The 19894-nt window shown below is 62.3% G+C and carries 17 protein-coding genes; 12 read left to right on the forward strand and 5 right to left on the reverse strand.

Annotated features, from left to right (window positions below; all coding sequences use genetic code 11):
• Positions 1–67 precede the first annotated feature (67 nt).
• The gene (locus tag ACIPSK_RS29125) at positions 68–2452 is read right to left on the reverse strand and encodes a phosphoketolase family protein (protein WP_162118826.1); all 2385 of its coding nucleotides are present in this window, start codon (positions 2450–2452) and stop codon (positions 68–70) included.
• A gap of 71 nt (positions 2453–2523) precedes the next feature.
• Entirely contained in the window at positions 2524–3702 is a 1179-nt protein-coding gene (locus ACIPSK_RS29130; RefSeq protein ID WP_162118825.1) for an acetate/propionate family kinase, read from the reverse strand.
• Between the two features lie 290 nt (positions 3703–3992).
• Between ACIPSK_RS29130 and ACIPSK_RS29135 the strand changes: the two genes are divergently transcribed.
• Positions 3993–5594: an inorganic phosphate transporter gene (locus ACIPSK_RS29135; protein ID WP_017968069.1), complete on the forward strand. Its 1602-nt coding sequence runs from the start codon at positions 3993–3995 to the stop codon at positions 5592–5594.
• A gap of 8 nt (positions 5595–5602) precedes the next feature.
• Here ACIPSK_RS29135 and ACIPSK_RS29140 read toward each other — a convergent pair whose 3' ends face one another.
• Positions 5603–7174 carry a putative bifunctional diguanylate cyclase/phosphodiesterase gene (locus tag ACIPSK_RS29140; protein ID WP_017968068.1) on the reverse strand — a complete coding sequence of 524 codons (1572 nt, stop codon included), beginning with the start codon at positions 7172–7174 and terminating at the stop codon, positions 5603–5605.
• Positions 7175–7624: 450 nt separating this feature from the next.
• Positions 7625–8179 carry a histidine phosphatase family protein gene (locus tag ACIPSK_RS29145; RefSeq protein WP_162118824.1) on the reverse strand — a complete coding sequence of 185 codons (555 nt, stop codon included), beginning with the start codon at positions 8177–8179 and terminating at the stop codon, positions 7625–7627.
• A 231-nt stretch (positions 8180–8410) separates the two neighbouring features.
• On the opposite strand from ACIPSK_RS29145, the gene ACIPSK_RS29150 reads away from it, so the two are divergent.
• The 3 genes from ACIPSK_RS29150 to ACIPSK_RS29160 all read left to right on the forward strand — a co-directional run bounded on the left by ACIPSK_RS29150 (position 8411) and on the right by ACIPSK_RS29160 (position 10271).
• On the forward strand, positions 8411–8620 hold the full coding sequence (locus ACIPSK_RS29150; protein WP_162118823.1) for a CbtB domain-containing protein: 210 nt from the start codon (positions 8411–8413) through the stop codon (positions 8618–8620).
• A 26-nt stretch (positions 8621–8646) separates the two neighbouring features.
• Positions 8647–9381, forward strand: a complete 735-nt coding sequence (locus ACIPSK_RS29155; protein WP_162118822.1) for a CbtA family protein — start codon at positions 8647–8649, stop codon at positions 9379–9381.
• A gap of 257 nt (positions 9382–9638) precedes the next feature.
• Positions 9639–10271: a hypothetical protein gene (locus ACIPSK_RS29160; protein WP_162118821.1), complete on the forward strand. Its 633-nt coding sequence runs from the start codon at positions 9639–9641 to the stop codon at positions 10269–10271.
• On the opposite strand, the gene ACIPSK_RS29165 is transcribed toward ACIPSK_RS29160, so the two are convergent.
• A complete protein-coding gene (locus tag ACIPSK_RS29165) occupies positions 10256–10918 on the reverse strand; it encodes a sulfite oxidase-like oxidoreductase (RefSeq protein ID WP_162118820.1) in 663 nt (220 codons plus the stop codon). The two genes, ACIPSK_RS29160 and ACIPSK_RS29165, sit on opposite strands and share 16 nt — an antisense overlap.
• 109 nt (positions 10919–11027) lie before the next feature.
• On the opposite strand from ACIPSK_RS29165, the gene ACIPSK_RS29170 reads away from it, so the two are divergent.
• From ACIPSK_RS29170 to ACIPSK_RS29205, 8 genes are all read left to right on the forward strand, one after another.
• The gene (locus tag ACIPSK_RS29170; protein WP_261321781.1) at positions 11028–12902 is read left to right on the forward strand and encodes a sensor histidine kinase; all 1875 of its coding nucleotides are present in this window, start codon (positions 11028–11030) and stop codon (positions 12900–12902) included.
• Positions 12899–14245, forward strand: coding sequence for a sigma-54-dependent transcriptional regulator (locus ACIPSK_RS29175; RefSeq protein ID WP_162118819.1), 1347 nt, complete (start codon positions 12899–12901; stop codon positions 14243–14245). Before ACIPSK_RS29170 ends, ACIPSK_RS29175 begins: the two co-directional genes overlap by 4 nt.
• 99 nt (positions 14246–14344) lie before the next feature.
• Complete coding sequence (locus ACIPSK_RS29180; RefSeq protein ID WP_162118818.1) at positions 14345–14668, forward strand: ArsR/SmtB family transcription factor; 324 nt, start codon at positions 14345–14347, stop codon at positions 14666–14668.
• Positions 14669–14722: 54 nt separating this feature from the next.
• Positions 14723–15172, forward strand: coding sequence for an SRPBCC family protein (locus tag ACIPSK_RS29185; protein ID WP_162118817.1), 450 nt, complete (start codon positions 14723–14725; stop codon positions 15170–15172).
• A gap of 209 nt (positions 15173–15381) precedes the next feature.
• Positions 15382–16365 (forward strand): tripartite tricarboxylate transporter substrate-binding protein, encoded by a 984-nt coding sequence (locus tag ACIPSK_RS29190; RefSeq protein WP_162118816.1) that lies wholly within the window; start codon positions 15382–15384, stop codon positions 16363–16365.
• A 221-nt stretch (positions 16366–16586) separates the two neighbouring features.
• Positions 16587–17048 carry a tripartite tricarboxylate transporter TctB family protein gene (locus tag ACIPSK_RS29195; protein WP_017968058.1) on the forward strand — a complete coding sequence of 154 codons (462 nt, stop codon included), beginning with the start codon at positions 16587–16589 and terminating at the stop codon, positions 17046–17048.
• A 9-nt stretch (positions 17049–17057) separates the two neighbouring features.
• Positions 17058–18563, forward strand: coding sequence for a tripartite tricarboxylate transporter permease (locus tag ACIPSK_RS29200; protein ID WP_162118815.1), 1506 nt, complete (start codon positions 17058–17060; stop codon positions 18561–18563).
• A gap of 107 nt (positions 18564–18670) precedes the next feature.
• Entirely contained in the window at positions 18671–19840 is a 1170-nt protein-coding gene (locus ACIPSK_RS29205; RefSeq protein ID WP_162118814.1) for a M20 aminoacylase family protein, read from the forward strand.
• The last annotated feature ends 54 nt before the right edge of the window (positions 19841–19894 follow it).

The raw sequence follows: 19894 nt of genomic DNA on the forward strand, positions 1-19894 counted from the left end.
TGCTTGACGATTGCTCCCGCCGGATGATCTCTGCCGACCAGTTCCACGATTGTGTTTGGTTTTCGCCTCACGCCGCCGGCCACGTCCAGTCCCGCACCTCCGGCATGTCCTCGCCATATTCACGGACATAGTCGTGATGCTCCGCAAGTTTGCCGCGGAAGGCGGCGAGCGCTTCGCCTGCCTTTTCCTTCAGGCCCGGTACACGTTCGATCGCTTCGATGGCGAGGTGGAAGCGGTCGAGTTCGTTGAGGACGGTCATGTCGAAGGGGGTCGTCGTCGTGCCTTCCTCGATGAAGCCGCGGACGTGGATGTTGCGGTGGTTGGTGCGTTTATAGGTCAGGCGGTGGATGAGATAGGGATAGCCGTGATAGGCGAAAATGACAGGTTTGTCTGATGTGAAGATCGCGTCGAAGGCCTCATCGGTCAGGCCGTGCGGATGCTGATCCCTGGATTGCAGTGCCAGGAGATCGACGACGTTGACGGTGCGGATCTTCAGTTCCGGAATGGCCTTGCGCAGCACGTCGACGGCGGCAAGCGTCTCCATGGTCGGCACGTCGCCGGCGCAGGCCATGACGAGATCGGGCAGGATCGTGTCGTCCTCGTTGCTCGCCCAGTGCCAGATGCCGATGCCGGCCTCGCAATGTTTCACCGCCTCGTCCATCGACAGCCATTGCGGCTCCGGCTGCTTGCCGGCGACGATGACGTTGATGCGGTCATAGGTGCGCAGGCAATGGTCGCCGACCCAGAGCAGGGTGTTGGCATCCGGCGGCAGGTAGATGCGGACGATATCGGCCTTCTTGTTGGCGACGAGGTCGACGAAGCCGGGATCTTGATGGCTGAAGCCGTTGTGGTCCTGACGCCAGACATGCGAGGTCAGCAGGTAGTTCAGCGACGAGATCGGCTTTCTCCACTCGAGTTCCCGCGTCACCTTCAGCCATTTGGCGTGCTGGTTGAACATGGAATCGATGATGTGGATGAAGGCCTCGTAGCAGGAGAACAGGCCGTGCCGGCCAGTCAGCAGGTAGCCTTCCAGCCAGCCCTGGCAGAGATGTTCGCTCAGCACCTCCATGACACGTCCATCCCGAGACAAGTGGACGTCGTAAGGCTCGATACCCTCCATCCAGACACGGTCGGTGACTTCGAAGACGCTGCCGAGACGGTTCGACTCTGTCTCGTCGGGGCCGAAGATACGGAAATTGGCAGTCTTCGCGTTGCGCTTCATCGTGTCGCGCAGGTAATGGCCGAGGATTTCCGTCGACTGCACCATGGCGCTGCCGTGCTTGCCGATATCGACCGCGTAGTCGCGTATACTTGGAACATCGAGCTCTTTGCGCAGCAAACCGCCATTGGCGTTCGGATTGGCGCCCATGCGGCGCTCGCCGACAGGGGCGAGCGCCCGCAGCTCGGGTTTCAGCCGGCCGTCGCTGCCGAACAGGTCCTGCGGATCATAGCTGCGCATCCAGTCCTCGAGGATCTTGCGATGCCCTTCGTTCTCGCGGCAGTTGGAGACCGGCACCTGGTGGGAGCGCCAGAAACCTTCGACCTTCTTGCCGTCGACTTCCTTCGGTCCTGTCCAGCCCTTCGGGCTGCGCAGCACGATCATCGGCCAGCGCGGGCTGATATCGGGCGCCTTGCCATTGCGGGCTTCCTCCTGGATTTCGCGAATGCGGTCGAAGACCCTGTCGAAGGTCGCGGCCATCTGCTGGTGCATATCGCGCGGCTCGTGACCCTCAACGAATAAGGGCTCATAGCCGTAGCCTTCAAAGAGGCTCCGCAAATCCTCGTGACTGGCGCGGCCAAGAATGGTCGGATTGGCGATCTTGTAGCCGTTCAGATGCAGGATCGGCAGCACGACGCCATCGCGGGCAGGGTTCAGAAATTTGTTGGAGTGCCAGCTTGCTGCGAGCGGCCCGGTTTCGGCCTCGCCGTCGCCGACGACGCAGGCAACGATCAGATCGGGATTGTCGAAGGCGGCGCCATAGGCATGGACGAGGGCGTAGCCGAGTTCGCCACCCTCGTGGATCGAGCCCGGTGTTTCGGGTGCCGCGTGGCTCGGAATGCCGCCGGGGAAGGAGAACTGCCGGAAGAGCTTGCGCATGCCCTCCGCATCCTCGGAAATATCGGGATAGATCTCGCTGTAGATGCCTTCGAGATAGGTGTTGGCGACCATGCCAGGCCCGCCATGGCCGGGGCCGCACATGTAGATGATGTCGAGGTCGCGAGCGCGGATGAGGCGGTTCAGATGCGCGTAGATGAAGTTGAGGCCGGGTGTCGTGCCCCAGTGGCCGAGCAGCCGGGGCTTGATGTGCTCCGGTTTCAGCGGCTCGCGCAGCAGCGGATTGGCCAGCAGATAGATCTGGCCGATGGAGAGATAGTTGGCGGCGCGCCAATAGCGGTCGATGAGCGTAAGTTCGGCATCGGTCAGGGCAGCGGTCGAGACATGCTTATCCATGGGTTTCTCCCGTTCGAAAACGTCTTCAACGTCAATTCTACCGGCTGATGCCGGCAAGCTGTTGATCTGGATCAGCCACTGCCAAAAACGGTCAACGCCTCGTCGGCGATGATTTGTTCCTCATCGGTGGCGATGACGTGGGCGGCGATGCGGCTTTCCCGCGCGCTGATGATGAAACCATTGGCGGCATTGGCCTTTTCGTCGATCGTAAGGCCAAGCCAGACCAGCCGCTTGGCCACTCCGGCGCGGATCTTCGGTTGATGTTCGCCGATGCCGGCGGTGAAGACGACGGCGTCAAGGCCATTCAGCGTCGCCGCCATGCGGCCGATTTCACCAGCAATGCGCAGCGTGAAGAGGTCGATCGCCTGGTGTGCCTGCGGCCGTCCGTCCTTCAACAGGTCGCGCGTATCGGCGCTGATCCCGGAGACGCCGAGCAGGCCGGCGTTGTGATAGAGCAGATCCTCGATCTCTGCGAAGGACTGTTTCCTCTCTCCGGCCAGATGCAGGATGACGCCGGGATCGAGCCAGCCCGGACGCGTCGCCATCGGGATGCCATCGAGCGTCGAAAAGCCCATGCTGCAATCGCGGCTGACGCCGTCATCCAGCGCACAGAGGCTGGCGCCGCTGCCGAGATGAGCGACGACCACTTTTGCCGCGGGCGGGGCCTTGCGGCGAAGCTCGCTGGCGATGAATTTATAGGACAGGCCGTGGAAGCCGTAGCGCTTGATGCCCTCGTCATGCAGCGTGCGAGGAATGGCGAAGCGGCGAACGAGATCGTCCTGAGTGGCGTGGAAGGCCGTGTCGAAGGAGACCGTCTGGGCAAGATGCGGTTTCAGATGCCGGAGGGCGCGGATGAAACGCAGCGCCTGCGGCTGGTGCAAGGGCGCAAGCGGGGTCAGCGCGTCGACCGCATCGATCACGGCGTCATTAAGGGCGACGGCGCTGGTGAAGCGGTCGCCGCCATGGACCACGCGGTGGCCGGCTGCGCGCACGGCGGTGATATCGAAATGCTCGGCGAGAAGGGAAAAGGTCTCGTCGATGACGCCATGCAGGTCTTCCGTCGTCTCCGCCTTCAGCGGCATCTCGAATGTCTGTGGCCCTGCTGTCAGGCTGAGAGACAGCGGCTCGGCGCGGAAATCGATCACACCCTTGCCGATGCGCCGCGCCGCATCGCCGTCGATCGCGAAGATGCCGATCTTCACCGTCGAGGAACCGGCGTTGAAAGTGAGGAGCAGGTCGGTCGATCGCATGTCTCAAAGACTCCGCACGGTTGTGGTCACGACCGAACTTAGCGTCGAGGCTTCCGGCGGAAAGAAATTATTCGCCCGCTGCTCGTTTTTTGTCGAAGCGCTCACGACTGTCTTGGGTGGCCGCGATCGACATAGGGCATGTTTCACGAATGCGCCGGGACGAGCATGTGACGGGTAATATCGCGCAGTGTCAGTCTCTTACGGGCGGATCAGCCAGGGCGTCATGAGAGCTTCACGCGGCGGAATTATTAACAAAAGGCAAATTTGCAAACGGAATAAGGAACTATGCCATGGCCGATATTGCCCCCAGCCAGGTTCATAGCGACGCTTCCCACCCGCTCCGCAGTTCGAATTCGGCCGGCAAATGGTTCTTGCCGCTGTTCGCACTCGTTCTGGTTTGCGGCCTTGGATATGTCGCCTATGCACTCGCCCGCGACCTGACGACCGCAGTTGCCGTTCCCTGGATTCTCCTCGGCCTTGCGCTGCTCATCGCGCTCGGCTTCGAGTTCGTCAACGGTTTCCATGATACGGCCAATGCCGTCGCCACCGTGATCTACACCCGTTCCATGCCGGCGGAATTTGCAGTCATCTGGTCCGGCTTCTTCAACTTCCTCGGCGTGCTGACTTCGAGCGGTGCCGTCGCCTTCGGCATCCTGGCGCTGCTGCCGGTGGAATTGATCCTGCAGGTCGGTTCCGGCTCCGGCCTTGCCATGGTCTTCGCGCTGCTGATCGCCGCGATCGTCTGGAACCTCGGCACCTGGTATCTCGGCCTGCCGTCATCGAGTTCGCACACGCTTGTGGGATCGATCATCGGAGTCGGCCTTGCCAACCAGGTCCTGGCGCCGGCAGGCACGGCGACCAGTGGCGTCGACTGGTCGCAGGCGACGAATATCGGCCTGTCGCTTTTGATCTCGCCGCTAATCGGCTTTGGCCTTTCCGCGGTTCTTCTGCTGGTCATGAAGGTTCTGGTGCGCAACAAGGCGCTTTATGCCGAACCGAAGGGCAACCAGCCGCCGCCGCTCTGGATCCGCGCGATCCTGATCTTTACCTGCACCGGCGTCAGCTTCGCTCACGGCTCCAACGATGGCCAAAAGGGCATGGGCCTCATCATGCTCATCCTTATCGGCCTGGTGCCGACGGCTTTCGCGCTGAACCGCACGCCCCATGTCAACTATCTCGAAGCCTACAAGTCGGCATCGGCCCAGGTGGAAACCGCGCTCGGCAAATATGTAAAGCCCGGCGTGACGGTTGCGGACTACAAGGCCGAGGTCGGCAACGCCGTCAAGAACAAGACCTGGACGGATGCGACGACGCCGGCCCTGCAGCAATATATCCACCAGACCAGTGCCGAGCTCGCCGCCTTCCCGACGCTCGAAGCGGTGCCGACCAATCTCGTCGGCAATGTCCGCAACGACATCTATCTGATCGGCGAGGCGCTGAAGCTGATCGACAAGCAAAAGCTGCTGCCGATGGATGCCGGCGACCTCAGCGCGGTCACGAACTACCACAAGGCAGTCGACAACGCGACCAAGTTCATCCCGCTCTGGGTGAAAGTGGCGGTCGCAATCGCGCTTGGCCTCGGCACGATGGTGGGCTGGAAGCGCATCGTCGTCACCGTCGGCGAAAAGATCGGCAAGACGCATCTGACCTATGCTCAGGGTGCGGCAGCCGAAGTCGTGGCGATGGTCACCATCGCTTCGGCCGACCATCTCGGCCTGCCGGTCTCGACCACGCATGTGCTGTCGTCAGGCGTTGCCGGCACCATGGCGGCGAACGGTTCCGGCCTGCAATGGTCGACGGTGCGCAACATGCTGATGGCCTGGGTGCTGACGCTGCCGGCCTCGATCGCGATCGCCTTCGTGCTGTTCGTGATCATGCGTCAGATTTTTTAGGCGTCCCGTCAGGCCGTGGAGGCCAGGCTCGCATTGCGATCGCTGATGAAGATGCCCGCCTCGGCGGCGGGCATCGCCTTGCCGAAAAGATAACCCTGGCCGATATCGCAGCCGAGCTGCAGCAGGAAGGCGAGCTGGCCGTGCTCTTCGATGCCTTCGGCCGTCGTCTTGATGTTGAGGCTCCTGCCGAGACCGAGCATGGCGCGGACGATCTTTTCCTGGCGCTCGTCGTCGCGATAGGTGGCGATGAAGCTTTTGTCGATCTTGATCTTGTCGAAACGATAGCGGGCGAGCTGGGAGAGGCTCGAATAGCCCGTGCCGAAATCGTCGAGGGCGATCTGGATGCCGGCCGCATGAAGCTCGTCAAGGATGAGGGCGGCGACGGCGGGATCCTGGATCAGCGCGTTTTCGGTGATCTCCACTTCCAGGCGCTGCGGCGGCAGCCGGCTTGCCGAAAGCACCTTGAGAATGCGCGACGTCAGCAATCTGTCTTCCATCTGCACCGGCGAGACGTTGAAGGACAACGTCACATGCTCCGGCCAGGCGAGGGCGTCGCTGCAGGCCTGGGCGAGAAGATCCTCGAACAACGCCGTGATCATGCCGGTTTCCTCGGCGATATCGATAAAGACCGGCGGCGGAATGTTGACGCCGTCGTCGCTGTTCCAACGCGCCAGCGCCTCGAAGCCGCAGAGCTGACCGGTCTTCAGGTCGATCAGCGGCTGATAGAAGGGCTTGATCGCCTTGTTCGAAATTGCGGCACGCAGCCTGGTTTCCAGAGCGGCACGTTCCGTTACCTTGTCCTGCATCGAAGGTTCGAAAGCGAAATAGTGGTTGGGTCCACGCGATTTCGCCTCGTACATGGCGAGGTCGGCACGGTGGGCGGCATCCTCCAGCGGTTCGGCTCCCTCGGCCCAGCGGTCGTAGCCAACGCTGGCGCCGACTTCGACGGCAAAGCCATCGATATGGATGGGCCGGGTGACCGCCTGGATCAGCAGCTTGGCAAAACGCTCCTCACGCTGTGCCGTCAGGGCGAAGGCGACGATGATGAATTCGTCGCCGCCGAAGCGATAGACGCAGTCCGCATTGCCGAGCGCGCAGATGCGTCTGGCAACCTCGATCAACAGGATGTCGCCGCCCTTGTGGCCGACAAGATCGTTGACCTTCTTGAAGCCGTCGAGGTCGACGGAGAAGATGGTGACGTTGCGGTCCCACTCCTCGATCTCGGCCTCGTCGTCCTTGATCGGCCGTGAGAGGATCTTGCGCTCGAAGGCGTAGCGGTTGGGCAGCTTGGTGAGATGATCGTGGGTCGCGGTCCAATCGGCTTTTGCCTGGGCGGCCGCGCGCAGTTCCATTTCCTTACGCAGGTCGGCGATGCGCAGCACCGAATAGATGAAGCTCATGGCGCCGGCGATGCCGAGCGCCAGAACGAGCTTGTCGGCGCCATACTCGCCGAAACCGGTCAGGAAGGCGACCAGGCTGTCGTCGAGCTGTAGCAGCGTGCCGAGAAGCCAGAGGGTCACTCCAGACACCACAATCGACACGCATTGCCGTCCGGCCCTGCTTTGGAAAAACACCGGCATTATGCCTTCTCCATCTCCACCTGGTGGAAATATCACGAGAGTCTGAAATGTTTATTGAAACCATAAGGCGAATTATCAGAGGCGGCAGCCTGTTGCTGTGCCGCAGAGGGATCTGACCGGCTTGTGGGAAACCAGGGCGTCGTAGCGCGATGCCCTTGATTGTTCGGAAGACTGGCGCATGCGGGAAAGAACGAAGGCGAGCGTGCTAATGCATCGCTCGCCCTTTCCAGTGCTTCAGGCGGTGACGATCAGCAGCGGAACGCTGACGATGAGACCGACCAGAACCGTGACTGTGGCGACACGCATGAAACGCAGGCGTCGTGTGCGCTCGCCACTCCAATCATATGTCATTCTTCCATCTCCTTGGGGCAAGGAAGCAGTCCCCGCAAAGCCGGGTTCAACAGAGATGACGCGATTTGCTTGCGCAAAGCTGGATAAGATCAGCAGTCGCTAATGCTGGAAGCGCAGAGACCAGCGCTGTCCGTTGCTGGTCATGCGGATAACGGAAAGCGGCTCGATGTCGCTCAGCCAGAAGGAGGAGAGTGGCGCCTGAAGCACATGCACGATCGCTGCCCGGATGACGGCCGCATGGCTGATTGCAATGATGTGGCCGTCGAGGACGGTCTGTCCATCCATCCAGCCGGCGATGCGCGTGCGCAGATCAACAAGGCTCTCGCCGCCATGCGGAGCCGCTTCCGGATCGCTCATCCATCCGATGAGGTTCTCCGGCTCTTCGGTCCCGATCGCCGCGATCGACCTGCCGGCCCAGCGGCCATGGTCGCAATCGCAAAGCGCCTGCTCTATCCGGGCTTCGAGGCGAAGCGCATCAGCAGTCTGACGGGCGCGCAAGGCGGGGCTCGTGACAATACGATGGGCGCGGGGCGGGGCGATCATCCTGCCGGCCTCCTTCACTGCCTTGTCCTCTAGCGGTTCGTCGAGCGGGAACAGGGCTTTGCGGCTTGCTGCCGTCGCGCCGTGGCAGATCCAGGTGAGGCGCGTGTTCACAGTCGTTCTTGTCTCCCGAATGCGGCGACAGCGTCCTTCGCCGCCTTGTGAAGTTTCGTTGACAGTCTCTTCGGCGTGCAGATATAACCGTGCTGTTGCGGGTTTGGAAGCCGGTGAAAGTCCGGCGCGGTCGCGCCACTGTGACCAGCGTGTCGAAGCTCTTCGCGCTGGAAGTCAGACCCTACTGCACAAGCACTCTTTCGACTGAACGCGTCATTCCCGGAGGAATACATGTCTGACACCACTTTCGCGCCCGTTGCTGTACCGGCGCCGATCCCTGTAGGCGAGATCCTGCCCTGGGCGATCTTCGGCGGCCTGCTGATGCTCATTGTCGTCTATTTCGTCGGCACCGAGGAAGGCGCGATGGCGCTGTTCAACGGCATGTATGTGCACGAGTTCGTGCATGACGGCCGCCATCTCCTCGGCTTTCCCTGCCACTAAAGCGCTTCGCGATCGGAGTTCCTGACATGGTTGGAAACCTTCTGCTTCGCGGCATGCTCGCGGGCCTGATGGCTGGCATCCTCGTTTTCGCTTTCGCTCATATGTTCGGCGAGCCGCTGGTCGATGCGGCGATCGCCTTCGAGGAGGCAAGCGCCCAGGCCGCCGGCGAGGCTGCCGAACCCGAAATCGTCAGCCGCGCCACACAGGCCGGTCTCGGCCTTTTCACCGGCGTCATGGCCTACAGCGTCGCCGTCGGCGGGCTCTTCGCGCTCGCCTTCGCTTTCGTGCAAGGCCGCTTCAGCAGCCTTTCGCCGCGCGGCACCTCGGCCGTCATCGCCATTGCCGCCTTTGTGGCGGTTGTCCTCGTTCCCGGTATCAAGTATCCGGCCAACCCGCCAGCGGTCGGCACTCCCGATACGATCGGCGTCAGGACCGAACTGTTCTTCCTGATGATCGTCGTTTCGCTTGCGGCGCTGATTGCCGCAGTGGCGCTGTCGCGCCGCCTTTCCGAGCGTTTTGGTCACTGGAACGGCGCGATCATCGCCGGCATCGTCTATCTCGTCTTCATCGGCGTCGTGCTCTATCTGCTGCCGCCGATCAACGAGGTGCCGGAGAACTTCTCGGCGATGGAACTTTGGCGGTTCCGCACGACCTCACTCGGCATGCATGTGATCCTCTGGGCAACCTTGGGCCTTGCCTTCGGAGCATTGGCGGAAAAGCGGCTTGCGGTTAAGAGCGGGCTGCGGCCAGCGTTTCGGTGATCCGGCGTATCGAGGTGGCGACTTGCTACCCCTTCTCCCCAGCGGGGAGAAGGTGGCCCGAAGGGTCGGATGAGGGCGCCACACGGCACGCCCTATATGTTGCCCTTCGCTTGTGCTCAGTGCATTCGCAGCTTTGCTGCTCACCCCCTCGTCTGCCTGCAGGCATCTTCTCCCCGCTGGGGAGAAGGAATATGTGGCGGCGCCGTATTCCTCTCTCGTCCGTCAGGAGCCCGAGGACAGGAAGGCAAGTTGGTGGGATGGCACGCTATCTCTACCGACGGCTTGCATTTCTTGGTCTCAACGCGACCTTGCTTCTATTGATTGCCGGAAGCGCTTTTGCCCATAGCCGCGGCGGCGGCAGCGGCAGCCACGCCGGGCTGGATGTCCCGGAAATTTCCCATGGCGAGATGGCTGTCATGTCTGACTATCGCAGTGGGATTATCGACCTTGCATCCCGTGCAGTCGATACGAACGAGCCGTTCCGCCGCATGCTGAACTATGCCGAGATCCAGTATTCCTACTGTCTGTGGGGCCGGATGCCGGGCAGCGTGGCGGATGAGGAAAGTCCGTTCAACGAATGCACCCATGCCTATCTGGCCGCGACCAAGGCCGTCTTGCTTTCAATGCGCGAGATGCCGCGGGAGGCCGCTGCTGCAGGCGAAATCATTTCCGCTGTCGATGCTGACATGGTGCGGCGCGGTCTCGCGCTCATCACCTGCCGGTTCAGCGGCGAGGCCTTCAACACAGCCGATATCGTCAAGCCGCGCTGGAGCGGGATCCCATTCCATGTCGCCAGCATGGCGTCTCTGACGGGGCTCGCCTCTTTGTTCGGCCTCGGTGTGTTTGTGCTTCGCCGCCTCTCGCAACCGAAGGCTCAATCGTTGGAATAGCGCTGCTCGCGCCACGGATCGCCATACATGTGGTAGCCGTTCTTTTCCCAGAAGCCTGCCTGGTCGGCTGATATCAACTCGATGCGGCGCAGCCATTTGGCGCTTTTCCAGAAATAGAGATGCGGCACGACGAGGCGCATCGGTCCGCCGTGCTCCGGCGTCAGCGGCAGGCTTTCCCAGGCCGTGGCGAGGATCGCATCCTCGGCTGCGAAATCGGCGAGCGGCAGGTTGGTGGTGTAGCCGTCATAACTCGTCAGCATGACGTAACCGGCTTCTGGCTTCGGCATGGCGAGGTCGAGCAGATCGCGCGTCGAAACGCCTTTCCATTTGTTGTCGTAGCGCGACCAAGTGGTGACGCAGTGGATATCGCTAACTTTGGTGCTCTGCTCGATCGCCTGGAAGGCGGCCCAGGTGAGGGTGAGCGTCGTTTCGACGAGGCCGCGCACGTCGAGCCGCCATGTATCGGTCGAAACGACAGGCTGCTGGCCGAGATCGAGCACCGGCCAGTTCTTAACAAGGTGCTGGCCGGGCGGCAGGCGCTCGGCTTCGGGCCGACTGATGCGGCCGGTGAGGAACTTACCTTCGGTCGCCCAACGGCGTTTGGAGGTAGTGAGCTTGCTGTCGGTGGGCGCCTGATCGTCGCTCATGAGTGGGTCTCCTGCGATGCAGCAATAGGACATCCGCCTTTGGCGGTGTCAAGTTTGGGCGACCCCTTGGAAATCCTTGCCGGGCTCACTAAACTCGGTGCCATGGGGCATGCCTCGCTGGGGAGTGGAGGCAGGAAGGGAGGAGCCGGTTCTGTCTTCGAGATATCGTGCGATAGCGGCGTTGCTGGTCGTGCCGCTGATCATCTTCGCTTTCTTCACCTATGGAAGCGCGATTGCGACGCGCGTCTATATGGGGGAGGCTTCGGCGCAGGCGGGAACGGCGCTGCGCCTTGCCGTTTCGGCACTCAGCGGCCATCTCAACCGCTACGAGGCGCTACCGGCGCTGATCGCCGATCACGACGATATCAAGGAGCTGGTGAGCGCGCCCGAGGATGAGGCGCTGCGCGATGCGGCCAATCTCTATCTCAAGGCGATCAACGGACTGCTGAAATCCTCCGACATCTATGTGGTCAAGCCGGATGGAGAGACGATCGCGGCTAGCAATTACGATAGGCCTGCAAGTTTCGTCGGACAGAATTTCAGCTACAGGCCCTATTTCCAGGATGCGATCGAGGGCCGGCACGCGCGGTTCTACGCGCTCGGCACCACCTCGCTGAAGCGCGGCTATTATTTTGCCGCACCGATCCGGACCGGCGCGGATATTCGCGGCGTCATCGTCTTCAAGGTCGATATCGACATGATCGAATCCTCCTGGGGCGGCGGCGAATACAAGATCTTCGTCTCCGATCCCGAGGGCATCATCTTCATGTCGGGAAGCCCGGAATGGCTTTACGGCGCCATCCTGCCGCTGACGGCCGATCGCATCGCCCGCACCGAGGCGTCGCGGCGTTATGCCAATGCCAGGCTGACGGCGCTGCCAGTGACGCGACACCACTTCGACCAGCATGAGCTGATGACGCTGGCCGGCGAACGCGGCTCGAGCGAATATCTGGTGCTCTCGCATTACATGCCGGCCGAGGACTGGACGGTGAACGTGCTGATGGAAACGAGTTCCATCCGCACCCAGGCGCGAACGGCGCTTGCGGCCGTCTTTCTCATCCTGTGCATCGCCGGGCTTACGGTGGCGGTTCTGCGCCAGCGGCGGACGCGGCTTGCCGACCGCATGCAGATGCAGGCCGAGGCGCGCAACGAGCTGGAACGACGTGTCGAGGAGCGCACGGCCGATCTTGCCCGAGTCAACAGCCGTATCGAAGAGGAGATCGCCGAGCGGCGGCAGACCGAGCAGCAGCTCCGCCAAACGCAGGCCGACCTGATCCAGGCCGGAAAACTTGCCGGTCTCGGGCAGATGTCGGCTGCTCTTTCGCACGAGTTCAACCAGCCGCTCGCCGCGGCCAAGACCTATACGGACAGCGCCTCGGTGCTCATCGACCGTGGACGGACGGAAGAGGCGCGGGACAATATCCGGCGTATCGGCGGGCTGATCGACCGGATGGCGTCGATCAGCCGTCACCTGCGCAACTTCGCCCGCAAACCGAACGAGAAGCTCGGCCCCGTTTCCCTCGACGAGGCGATGCGCGACACGCTCGAGATCATCGCCTGGCGGCTGAAGGCGGCAGATGCCGAACTGCTGCTCGATCTCGGGCCGCGTCCGCCGGTGGTGCGCGCCGGTTCGGTGCGGCTGCAGCAGGTGCTGGTCAACGTGATCTCGAATGCGGCCGATGCGGTGGAAGGGCTTAATGACCGGCGCATCGAGATTTCGGCCTTCGATGAAGCCGGCAAGGTGGTGCTGACGGTGCGGGACCATGGACCGGGCGTGCCAGCCGCAATCGCCGAGCGCATCTTCGACCCGTTCTTCACGACGAAGGGTGTCGGTAAGGGGCTCGGCCTCGGGCTTTCGATCTCCTATAACATCATCAAGGATTTCGGTGGCAGCCTTACAGCTGCCAATCATCCCGAAGGGGGCGCGGTGTTCCGCATCGAGCTGCAATCGGCGGCAGGGCTGATGCCGGAGGCAGCGGAATGAACGATGCAAAGATCCTGCTGGTTGACGACGAGGAGGAACTGCGACGCTCGACGGCGCAGGCGCTGGAGCTCTCCGGCTTCAGTGTCGAGACCTATTCGAACGGCGACCACGTGCTGGAGCTGATCGGCTACAGCTTTCCCGGCGTCGTCGTCAGCGATATCCGCATGCCCGGCATGGACGGCATGACGCTGATGCAGAAGATCCGCGAGCTCGACCCGGAGGTGCCGGTCATTCTCGTCACCGGCCACGGCGACGTTCAGCTTGCGGTGAAGGCGATGCGCGAGGGCGCCTATGATTTCATCGAGAAGCCGTTCACGCCGGAGATGCTCGCCGGCGTCATCCGCCGGGCGATGGAGCGGCGCGGCCTCGTGCTCGAAAACCGGCTGCTGAAGGCGGTCGCCGGCAAGCGCGACGATATCGAGGCGCGGCTGCCGGGGCGCACGCAGGTGATGGTGGATTTGCGCTATCGCATCCGGGCGATCGGGGCGAGCGATGCCGATACGCTTATCGTCGGGGAAACGGGGGCCGGCAAGGAAGTGGTGGCGCGGGCGCTCCATGACATCAGCGCCCGGGCGAGCCGGCCGTTCATCGCGATCAATTGCGCCGCACTTCCGGCAAACCTGATCGAGAGCGAACTCTTCGGCCATGAGGTGGGAGCCTTTCCGGGCGCGGTAAGGCCGCGCTATGGAAAGTTCGAACATGGGCGCGGCGGCACGATCCTTCTCGACGAGATCGGCTCCATGCCCTTCGACCTGCAGGCGAAGTTCCTGCGGGTGCTGCAGGAGCGGGTGATCTCCAGGCTCGGATCGAACGAGATCGTACCGCTCGACGTGCGCTTCATCGCGACCAGCAAGGTGGATCTGGAAGCGGAAGTGGCGGCCGGCCGCTTTCGCGCCGATCTCCTCTACCGGCTGAACGTTGCGACGCTGCATGTGCCGTCGCTGTCGCAGCGGCGGTCGGACATTCCGCTGCTTTTCCTGCAACTGGTGCGGGAAGCGGCCGCCCGCTACGGCCGCGATGAGATGGCGGTGCCGCCGGACGTGATTTCCGACATCGCTCAGCGCGACTGGCCCGGCAACGTGCGCGAACTCCGGAATGCCGCCGACCGTCTGGTCCTCGGTCTCGATGATGGCGGGCCACAGGCAGAGGAAGCGACCGGGCTTGCGGAGCGTGTCGCCGAATTCGAACGGGGGGTCATTGCCAGCGCGCTGGTGGCTCATGGCGGCAGCCTCAGGCCGGTCTATGAGTCGCTCGGCATTTCCCGGAAAACACTCTACGAAAAGATGCAGAAATACGGTCTCGACAAGCGAATGCTGACAACCGAAAGTCAGCGCCCCTTTTAACGGCGCATGTATACCAGCCACATTTTACGACTCGACATGCAACCATTTGGTTGCCTATAAGGAAGAAAAATAGGCAACCAAATGGTTCCGTATAAAGACATGGATGATGACGCAGTTTTCCGGGCTCTGGCAGATGCGAGCCGGCGGCAGTTGCTAGATCGGCTGTATGCGAGGAACGGCCAGACTCTGGCTGAGCTCTGCGAGGGGCTTGCGATGACGCGCCAGGCCGTGGCCAAACATATTGCGATCCTGGAGGAGGCGAGCCTCGTTTCGTCCAAGCGCCAGGGCCGGGAGAAACTGCACTTCATCAATCCCGTGCCGATCAACGAGATCGCGCAACGATGGATCAACAAATTCGAGCGGCAGCAGCTGAATGCGCTCGCCGATCTGAAGCAGACCCTCGAAGGCGAGGGCGGCCACTAGATACGCGGCCTGGCCATCGGGAGCATCTTGTCCTCGCCAAAAAGGAGTATCATCATGGCTGGCAGCACATATAACTATGTCACCTTTATTCGCACGACGCCGGAGCAGCTTTGGGCGGCGCTGACGACGGCCGAGTTCATGAAGAAATTCTGGCTCGGCGCCCACTTCGAGACCGAGTGGCGAGCGGGCGCCGCCTGGAAGCTTCTGTTCGAGGACGGATCGGTCGCCGACATCGGCGAGATCCTGGAATGCGATCCGCCGAAACGGCTCGTGCTGAAATGGCGGAACGAGTTCATGCCGGAGCTGAAGGCCGAGGGCTATTCGCAATGCGTGATGGAGATCGAGGCGGTCAACGATACTGCTACCAAGCTGACGGTGACCCATTCCATTGCGGTCGAGAATTCCAAGCTTATCAACGCCGTTTCCGGCGGCTGGCCACGCATTCTCTCGAACCTCAAGTCGCTGATCGAAACCGGCGAAGTGGTGCTGCCTCCCAAAAAATGAAGGCAGACGTCATAGTGCGATGGGTGGATTTCCACCCATCGCACCGGCCGTTTGTTTCCAAATCGACCCATGCTGCATCGCACTGTCGCAAAATCGTCTTTCGAAAGCGGCTGCAATGATTGCGGGTCGATTTTTCCCGGCGGCAAATAGGTCATCCCCGGCGCGGAGGATGTGTCGGCGGGCTCGCTTATTTCATCAGGGAGGAAACGATGAAAATTCTGAAGGCCATGCTCGGCCTGACCGCGGCTGCCGCGGTCTCTCTTCTCGTCGGCGTCGCTTCGGCGCAGACCTATCCCGAGCGCACCATCACCATGGTCGTGCCCTTTGCGGCCGGCGGCCCCACTGACACCGTCGCGCGCCTGGTCGCCGAATCCATGTCGAAGGATCTCGGCCAGCAGATCGTCGTCGAAAATGTCGGCGGCGCCGGCGGCACGCTCGGCGCGGGCCGCGTGGCGAGTTCCGATCCCGACGGTTACACCATCCTGCTGCACCATATCGGCATGGCGACCAGCGCTACGCTCTACCGCAAGCTCGCCTACGACACGCTCGGCGCCTTCGACTATGTCGGCCTCGTCACAGAGGTGCCGATGACGATCGTTGCCCGTAAGGACATGGAGCCTGCCGACCTCAAGGGATTGATCGATTATATCAAGGCCAACAAGGACAAGGTGACGGTCGCCAATGCCGGCATCGGCGCGGCCTCGCATCTCTGCGGCATGATGTTCATGAGCGCCATCCAGACGCCGCTCACGACCGTTCCCTACAAGGGCACCGGCCCTGCCATGACCGATCTGCTCGGCGGTCAGGTTGATGTCATGTGCGATCAGACGACCAACACGACGAAGCAGATTCAGGGCGGCACGATCAAGGCCTATGCCGTGACCTCGCCCAAGCGGCTCGACGTGATGGAGGACATTCCGACGGCCGTCGAAGCCGGGCTGCCGGGTTTTGAAGTCGGCATCTGGCACGGCATCTATACGCCGAAGGGCACGCCGGCTGAGATCAACGAACGTCTGTCGAAGTCGCTGCAAGTCGCGCTGAAGGATCCGAATGTCGGCGCCCGCTTCGCCGAGCTCGGCACGGCGCCATCCTCCGACGCCGATGCGACGCCGGCTGCGCTGAAGGCCAAGCTCGAAAGCGAGATCGCCCGCTGGAAGCCGATCATAGAGGCCGCCGGCGAGTATGCCGACTGAGAGTATACCCGCATCCTGGGCGTGCTGGCCAAGCCCCTCACCCTAACCCTCTCCCCGCGTGCGGGGAGAGGGACCTGCCTAACACAACGGTGGGAAAGGGCGAGAGGTCTGCGGCGTATCCCCTTCTCCCCGCGCGCGGGGAGAAGGTGCCGGCAGGCGGATGAGGGGCTACTTTCTTTGTGACCGCGTCACATCAATCATCTCCAACCCCAGGAGACACCATGAAGTCCATCAGTTTCGATACCACCAATGCGATCTGCGGTGCGCTTTTCGTCGCGACCGGTGCTTTCTTCGCCATCCAGTCGCTGGGGCTCGACCTCGGCACGGCAGTGCGCATGGGGCCTGGCTATTTTCCGTTGGTGCTTGCCGGTGTGCTCGTGCTTCTCGGCGCGATCATCTTCATTCAGGCACTCCGCGTCGAGGGCGAGCCTATCGACCCCTTTGCCTGGCGCGGCATGCTCTTCATCCTGCCGGCACCGGTGTTCTTCGGGCTGACGGTGCGCGGTCTCGGATTTGCACCGTCACTGTTCCTCACCGCCTTCATCGCCTGCTTCGCATCGCAAAAGATGAACGTGTTCTTCGCGATCATCCTCTCGCTGCTGCTGACGATCTTTTCGGTGGCGGTCTTCAGCTACGGGCTCGGCCTGCCGTTCGAGCGCTTCGGCCCCTGGGTCCGGTTCTAGGAGGCGATGATGGATCTTTTCAGCAATCTCGCGCTCGGCTTTGCAACAGCCGGCACTCCGGAAAACCTACTCTTCTGCCTGATCGGCGTGCTGCTCGGCACGCTGATTGGCGTGCTGCCCGGCATCGGCGCCACGGCGACGATCGCCATGCTCCTGCCGATCACCTTCCAGCTCGAACCAGTCTCCTCGCTGATCATGCTCGCCGGCATCTATTACGGCGCACAGTATGGCGGCTCGACGACGGCGATCCTGATCAACATGCCGGGCGAATCTTCCTCGGCGGTGACCGCGATCGATGGCTACCAGATGGCCCGCAAGGGCAGGGCGGGGGCAGCACTTGCGATCGCGGCGCTCGGCTCGTTCTTCGCTGGCACCGTGTCGACCTTCCTCGTCGCGATCTTCGCGCCGCCGCTCACCGCAATCGCGCTGCAATTCGGCTCGGCGGAATATTTCTCGCTGATGATCGTCGGTCTCGTTTCCTCGATCGCTCTTGCGCACGGGTCTGTCGTCAAGGCGCTGGCCATGGTGGCGCTCGGGCTGCTACTTGGCCTGGTCGGCACCGACATCTATACCGGCACGCCGCGCTTCACGCTCGGCATCCGCGAATATGCCGACGGTCTGAACTTCGTGGCGCTTGCCGTCGGCGTATTCGGGGTTGCCGAAATCCTGCGCAACCTCGAGGGCGAGTCGACACGTACGGTGCTGATGGCCAAGGTCACCGGCCTCTTGCCGTCCCGCCAGGAATTCAAGGAGATGATCGCACCGATCATTCGCGGCACGGCGATCGGTTCGGCGCTCGGCATCCTGCCAGGCGGTGGCGCCATCCTTGCCTCCTTCGCCTCCTATACGGTGGAAAAGCGGATGTCGAAGACGCCGGGGGAATTCGGCAAGGGTGCGGTTGCCGGCGTCGCAGGACCGGAATCGGCAAACAATGCCGGCGCCCAGACCTCGTTCATTCCGCTGCTGACGCTTGGCATTCCGGCCAATCCTGTCATGGCGCTGATGATCGGTGCGATGATCATCCAGGGCATCGTGCCGGGGCCGAATGTCGCCATCGAACAGCCGGCGCTGTTCTGGGGCATCATCGCCTCAATGTGGATCGGCAACCTGATGCTGGTCATCCTCAACCTGCCGCTGATCGGGCTCTGGGTGAAACTGCTGACCGTGCCTTACTACGTGCTCTTCCCCGTCATCATGGCCTTCTGCTCGATCGGGGTCTACAGCGTCAACGCCAACGTCTACGACCTCTATGCCGTCGCCTTCTTCGGGCTCATCGGCTATGTACTGGCAAAGCTTCGCTGCGAGCCGGCGCCGCTCCTGCTCGGTTTCGTGCTCGGGCCGCTACTCGAGGAAAATCTCCGGCGCGCCATGATCCTGTCGCGCGGCGATCCCACGACCTTCGTGACGCGACCGATCAGCGCCATTCTCCTGGCGATTGCGGCCGCAGTCCTCATCGTCGTCTTCCTGCCGAGCGTCAAGAAGAAGCGCGAGGAGGTGTTCGTCGAGGAAGCCTGAGGGGTTGAACTTGTGGGCCGTTTGATGAACAACGGATGATCTGATACGGGCGCCGGTTGGGCGCCCGTTTCGCTTTACAGGATATCCAGGCCCATGAGCATTGCCCGATGAGCATCCCCGCCCGGATCAAGGACGATCTGCCTTTTCTCACCTCCCTGCGCCGCGATCTGCACGCCCATCCCGAACTCGGTTTCGAGGAGGAACGCACCGCCGGCATCGTCGCGAAGCTTCTCGAAGAGGCTGGTGTCACAGTGCATCGCGGGCTCGGTGGAACTGGCGTGGTCGGTACGCTCCAGATCGGCAACGGCACGCGCAGGATCGGGCTCCGCGCCGACATGGATGCGCTTGCCATGCCTGAGATGGCGGAGCGGCCTTATAAATCGACAGTATCAGGCAAGATGCATGCCTGCGGCCATGACGGCCATACCGCAATGCTCATCGGCGCCGCCCGGCATCTGGCGGCGACACGGAATTTTTCCGGTACGGTGCATTTCATCTTCCAGCCGGCCGAAGAGGGGCGCGGCGGAGCGAAACGCATGGTCGAGGAGGGGCTGTTTCAACTTTTTCCCTGCGATGCCGTCTATGGGCTGCACAACATGCCTGGGCTTGCGGTCGATGAGATCGCCGTGGTCGAGGGACCGCAGCTTGCCTCCTCCGACAGTTGGCGGATTACCTTCCGCGGGACCGGCACGCATGGCGCCAAGCCGCATCTCGGCCGCGATCCGATCACGGCCGCCGGCACCTTCCTGTCATCGCTGCAGACGATTGTCGGACGGGTGATCGATCCGCTGCAACCGGCGGTCGTCAGCGCCTGTTTCCTGCAGGCGGGCGACCCGAAGGCGCTGAACGTCATTCCTGATATCGTCGAGATTGGCGGAACGGCGCGGGCCTATTCGCCTGAGGTGCGCGATCAGCTGGAGACCGAGATCGGCCGGTTGGCGCAAGGTACCGCGGCCATGTACGGAATCGCAGTGGACTATGCATTCGAGCGGCGAATTCCGCCTGTCGTCAATGATGCGGATGCGACGGCGCGGGCGCTTGGTGCGGCTGGTGCGGTCTTTAATGAGAAGGTGCGGACAAGCTTTCCGCCATCGACCGCGGGAGATGATTTCGCCTTCTTCGCGCAGAATGCACCGGTCTGCTATGTCTGGCTCGGCAACGGTCCGGCGATGGACGGGGCGCTGCACCATAATACGGCTTATGATTTCAACGATGCCGCGCTTGGCTATGGAGCGGCTTATTGGGTGGCGTTGGTGGAGCGGGAGTTGCAAGGGTAAGCTCCGGCGTTTGCCGCCCCTCATTCGCCCGACGGGCACCTTCTCCCCATGGGG

Source organism: Rhizobium sp. LARHSG275 (assembly GCF_052871115.1).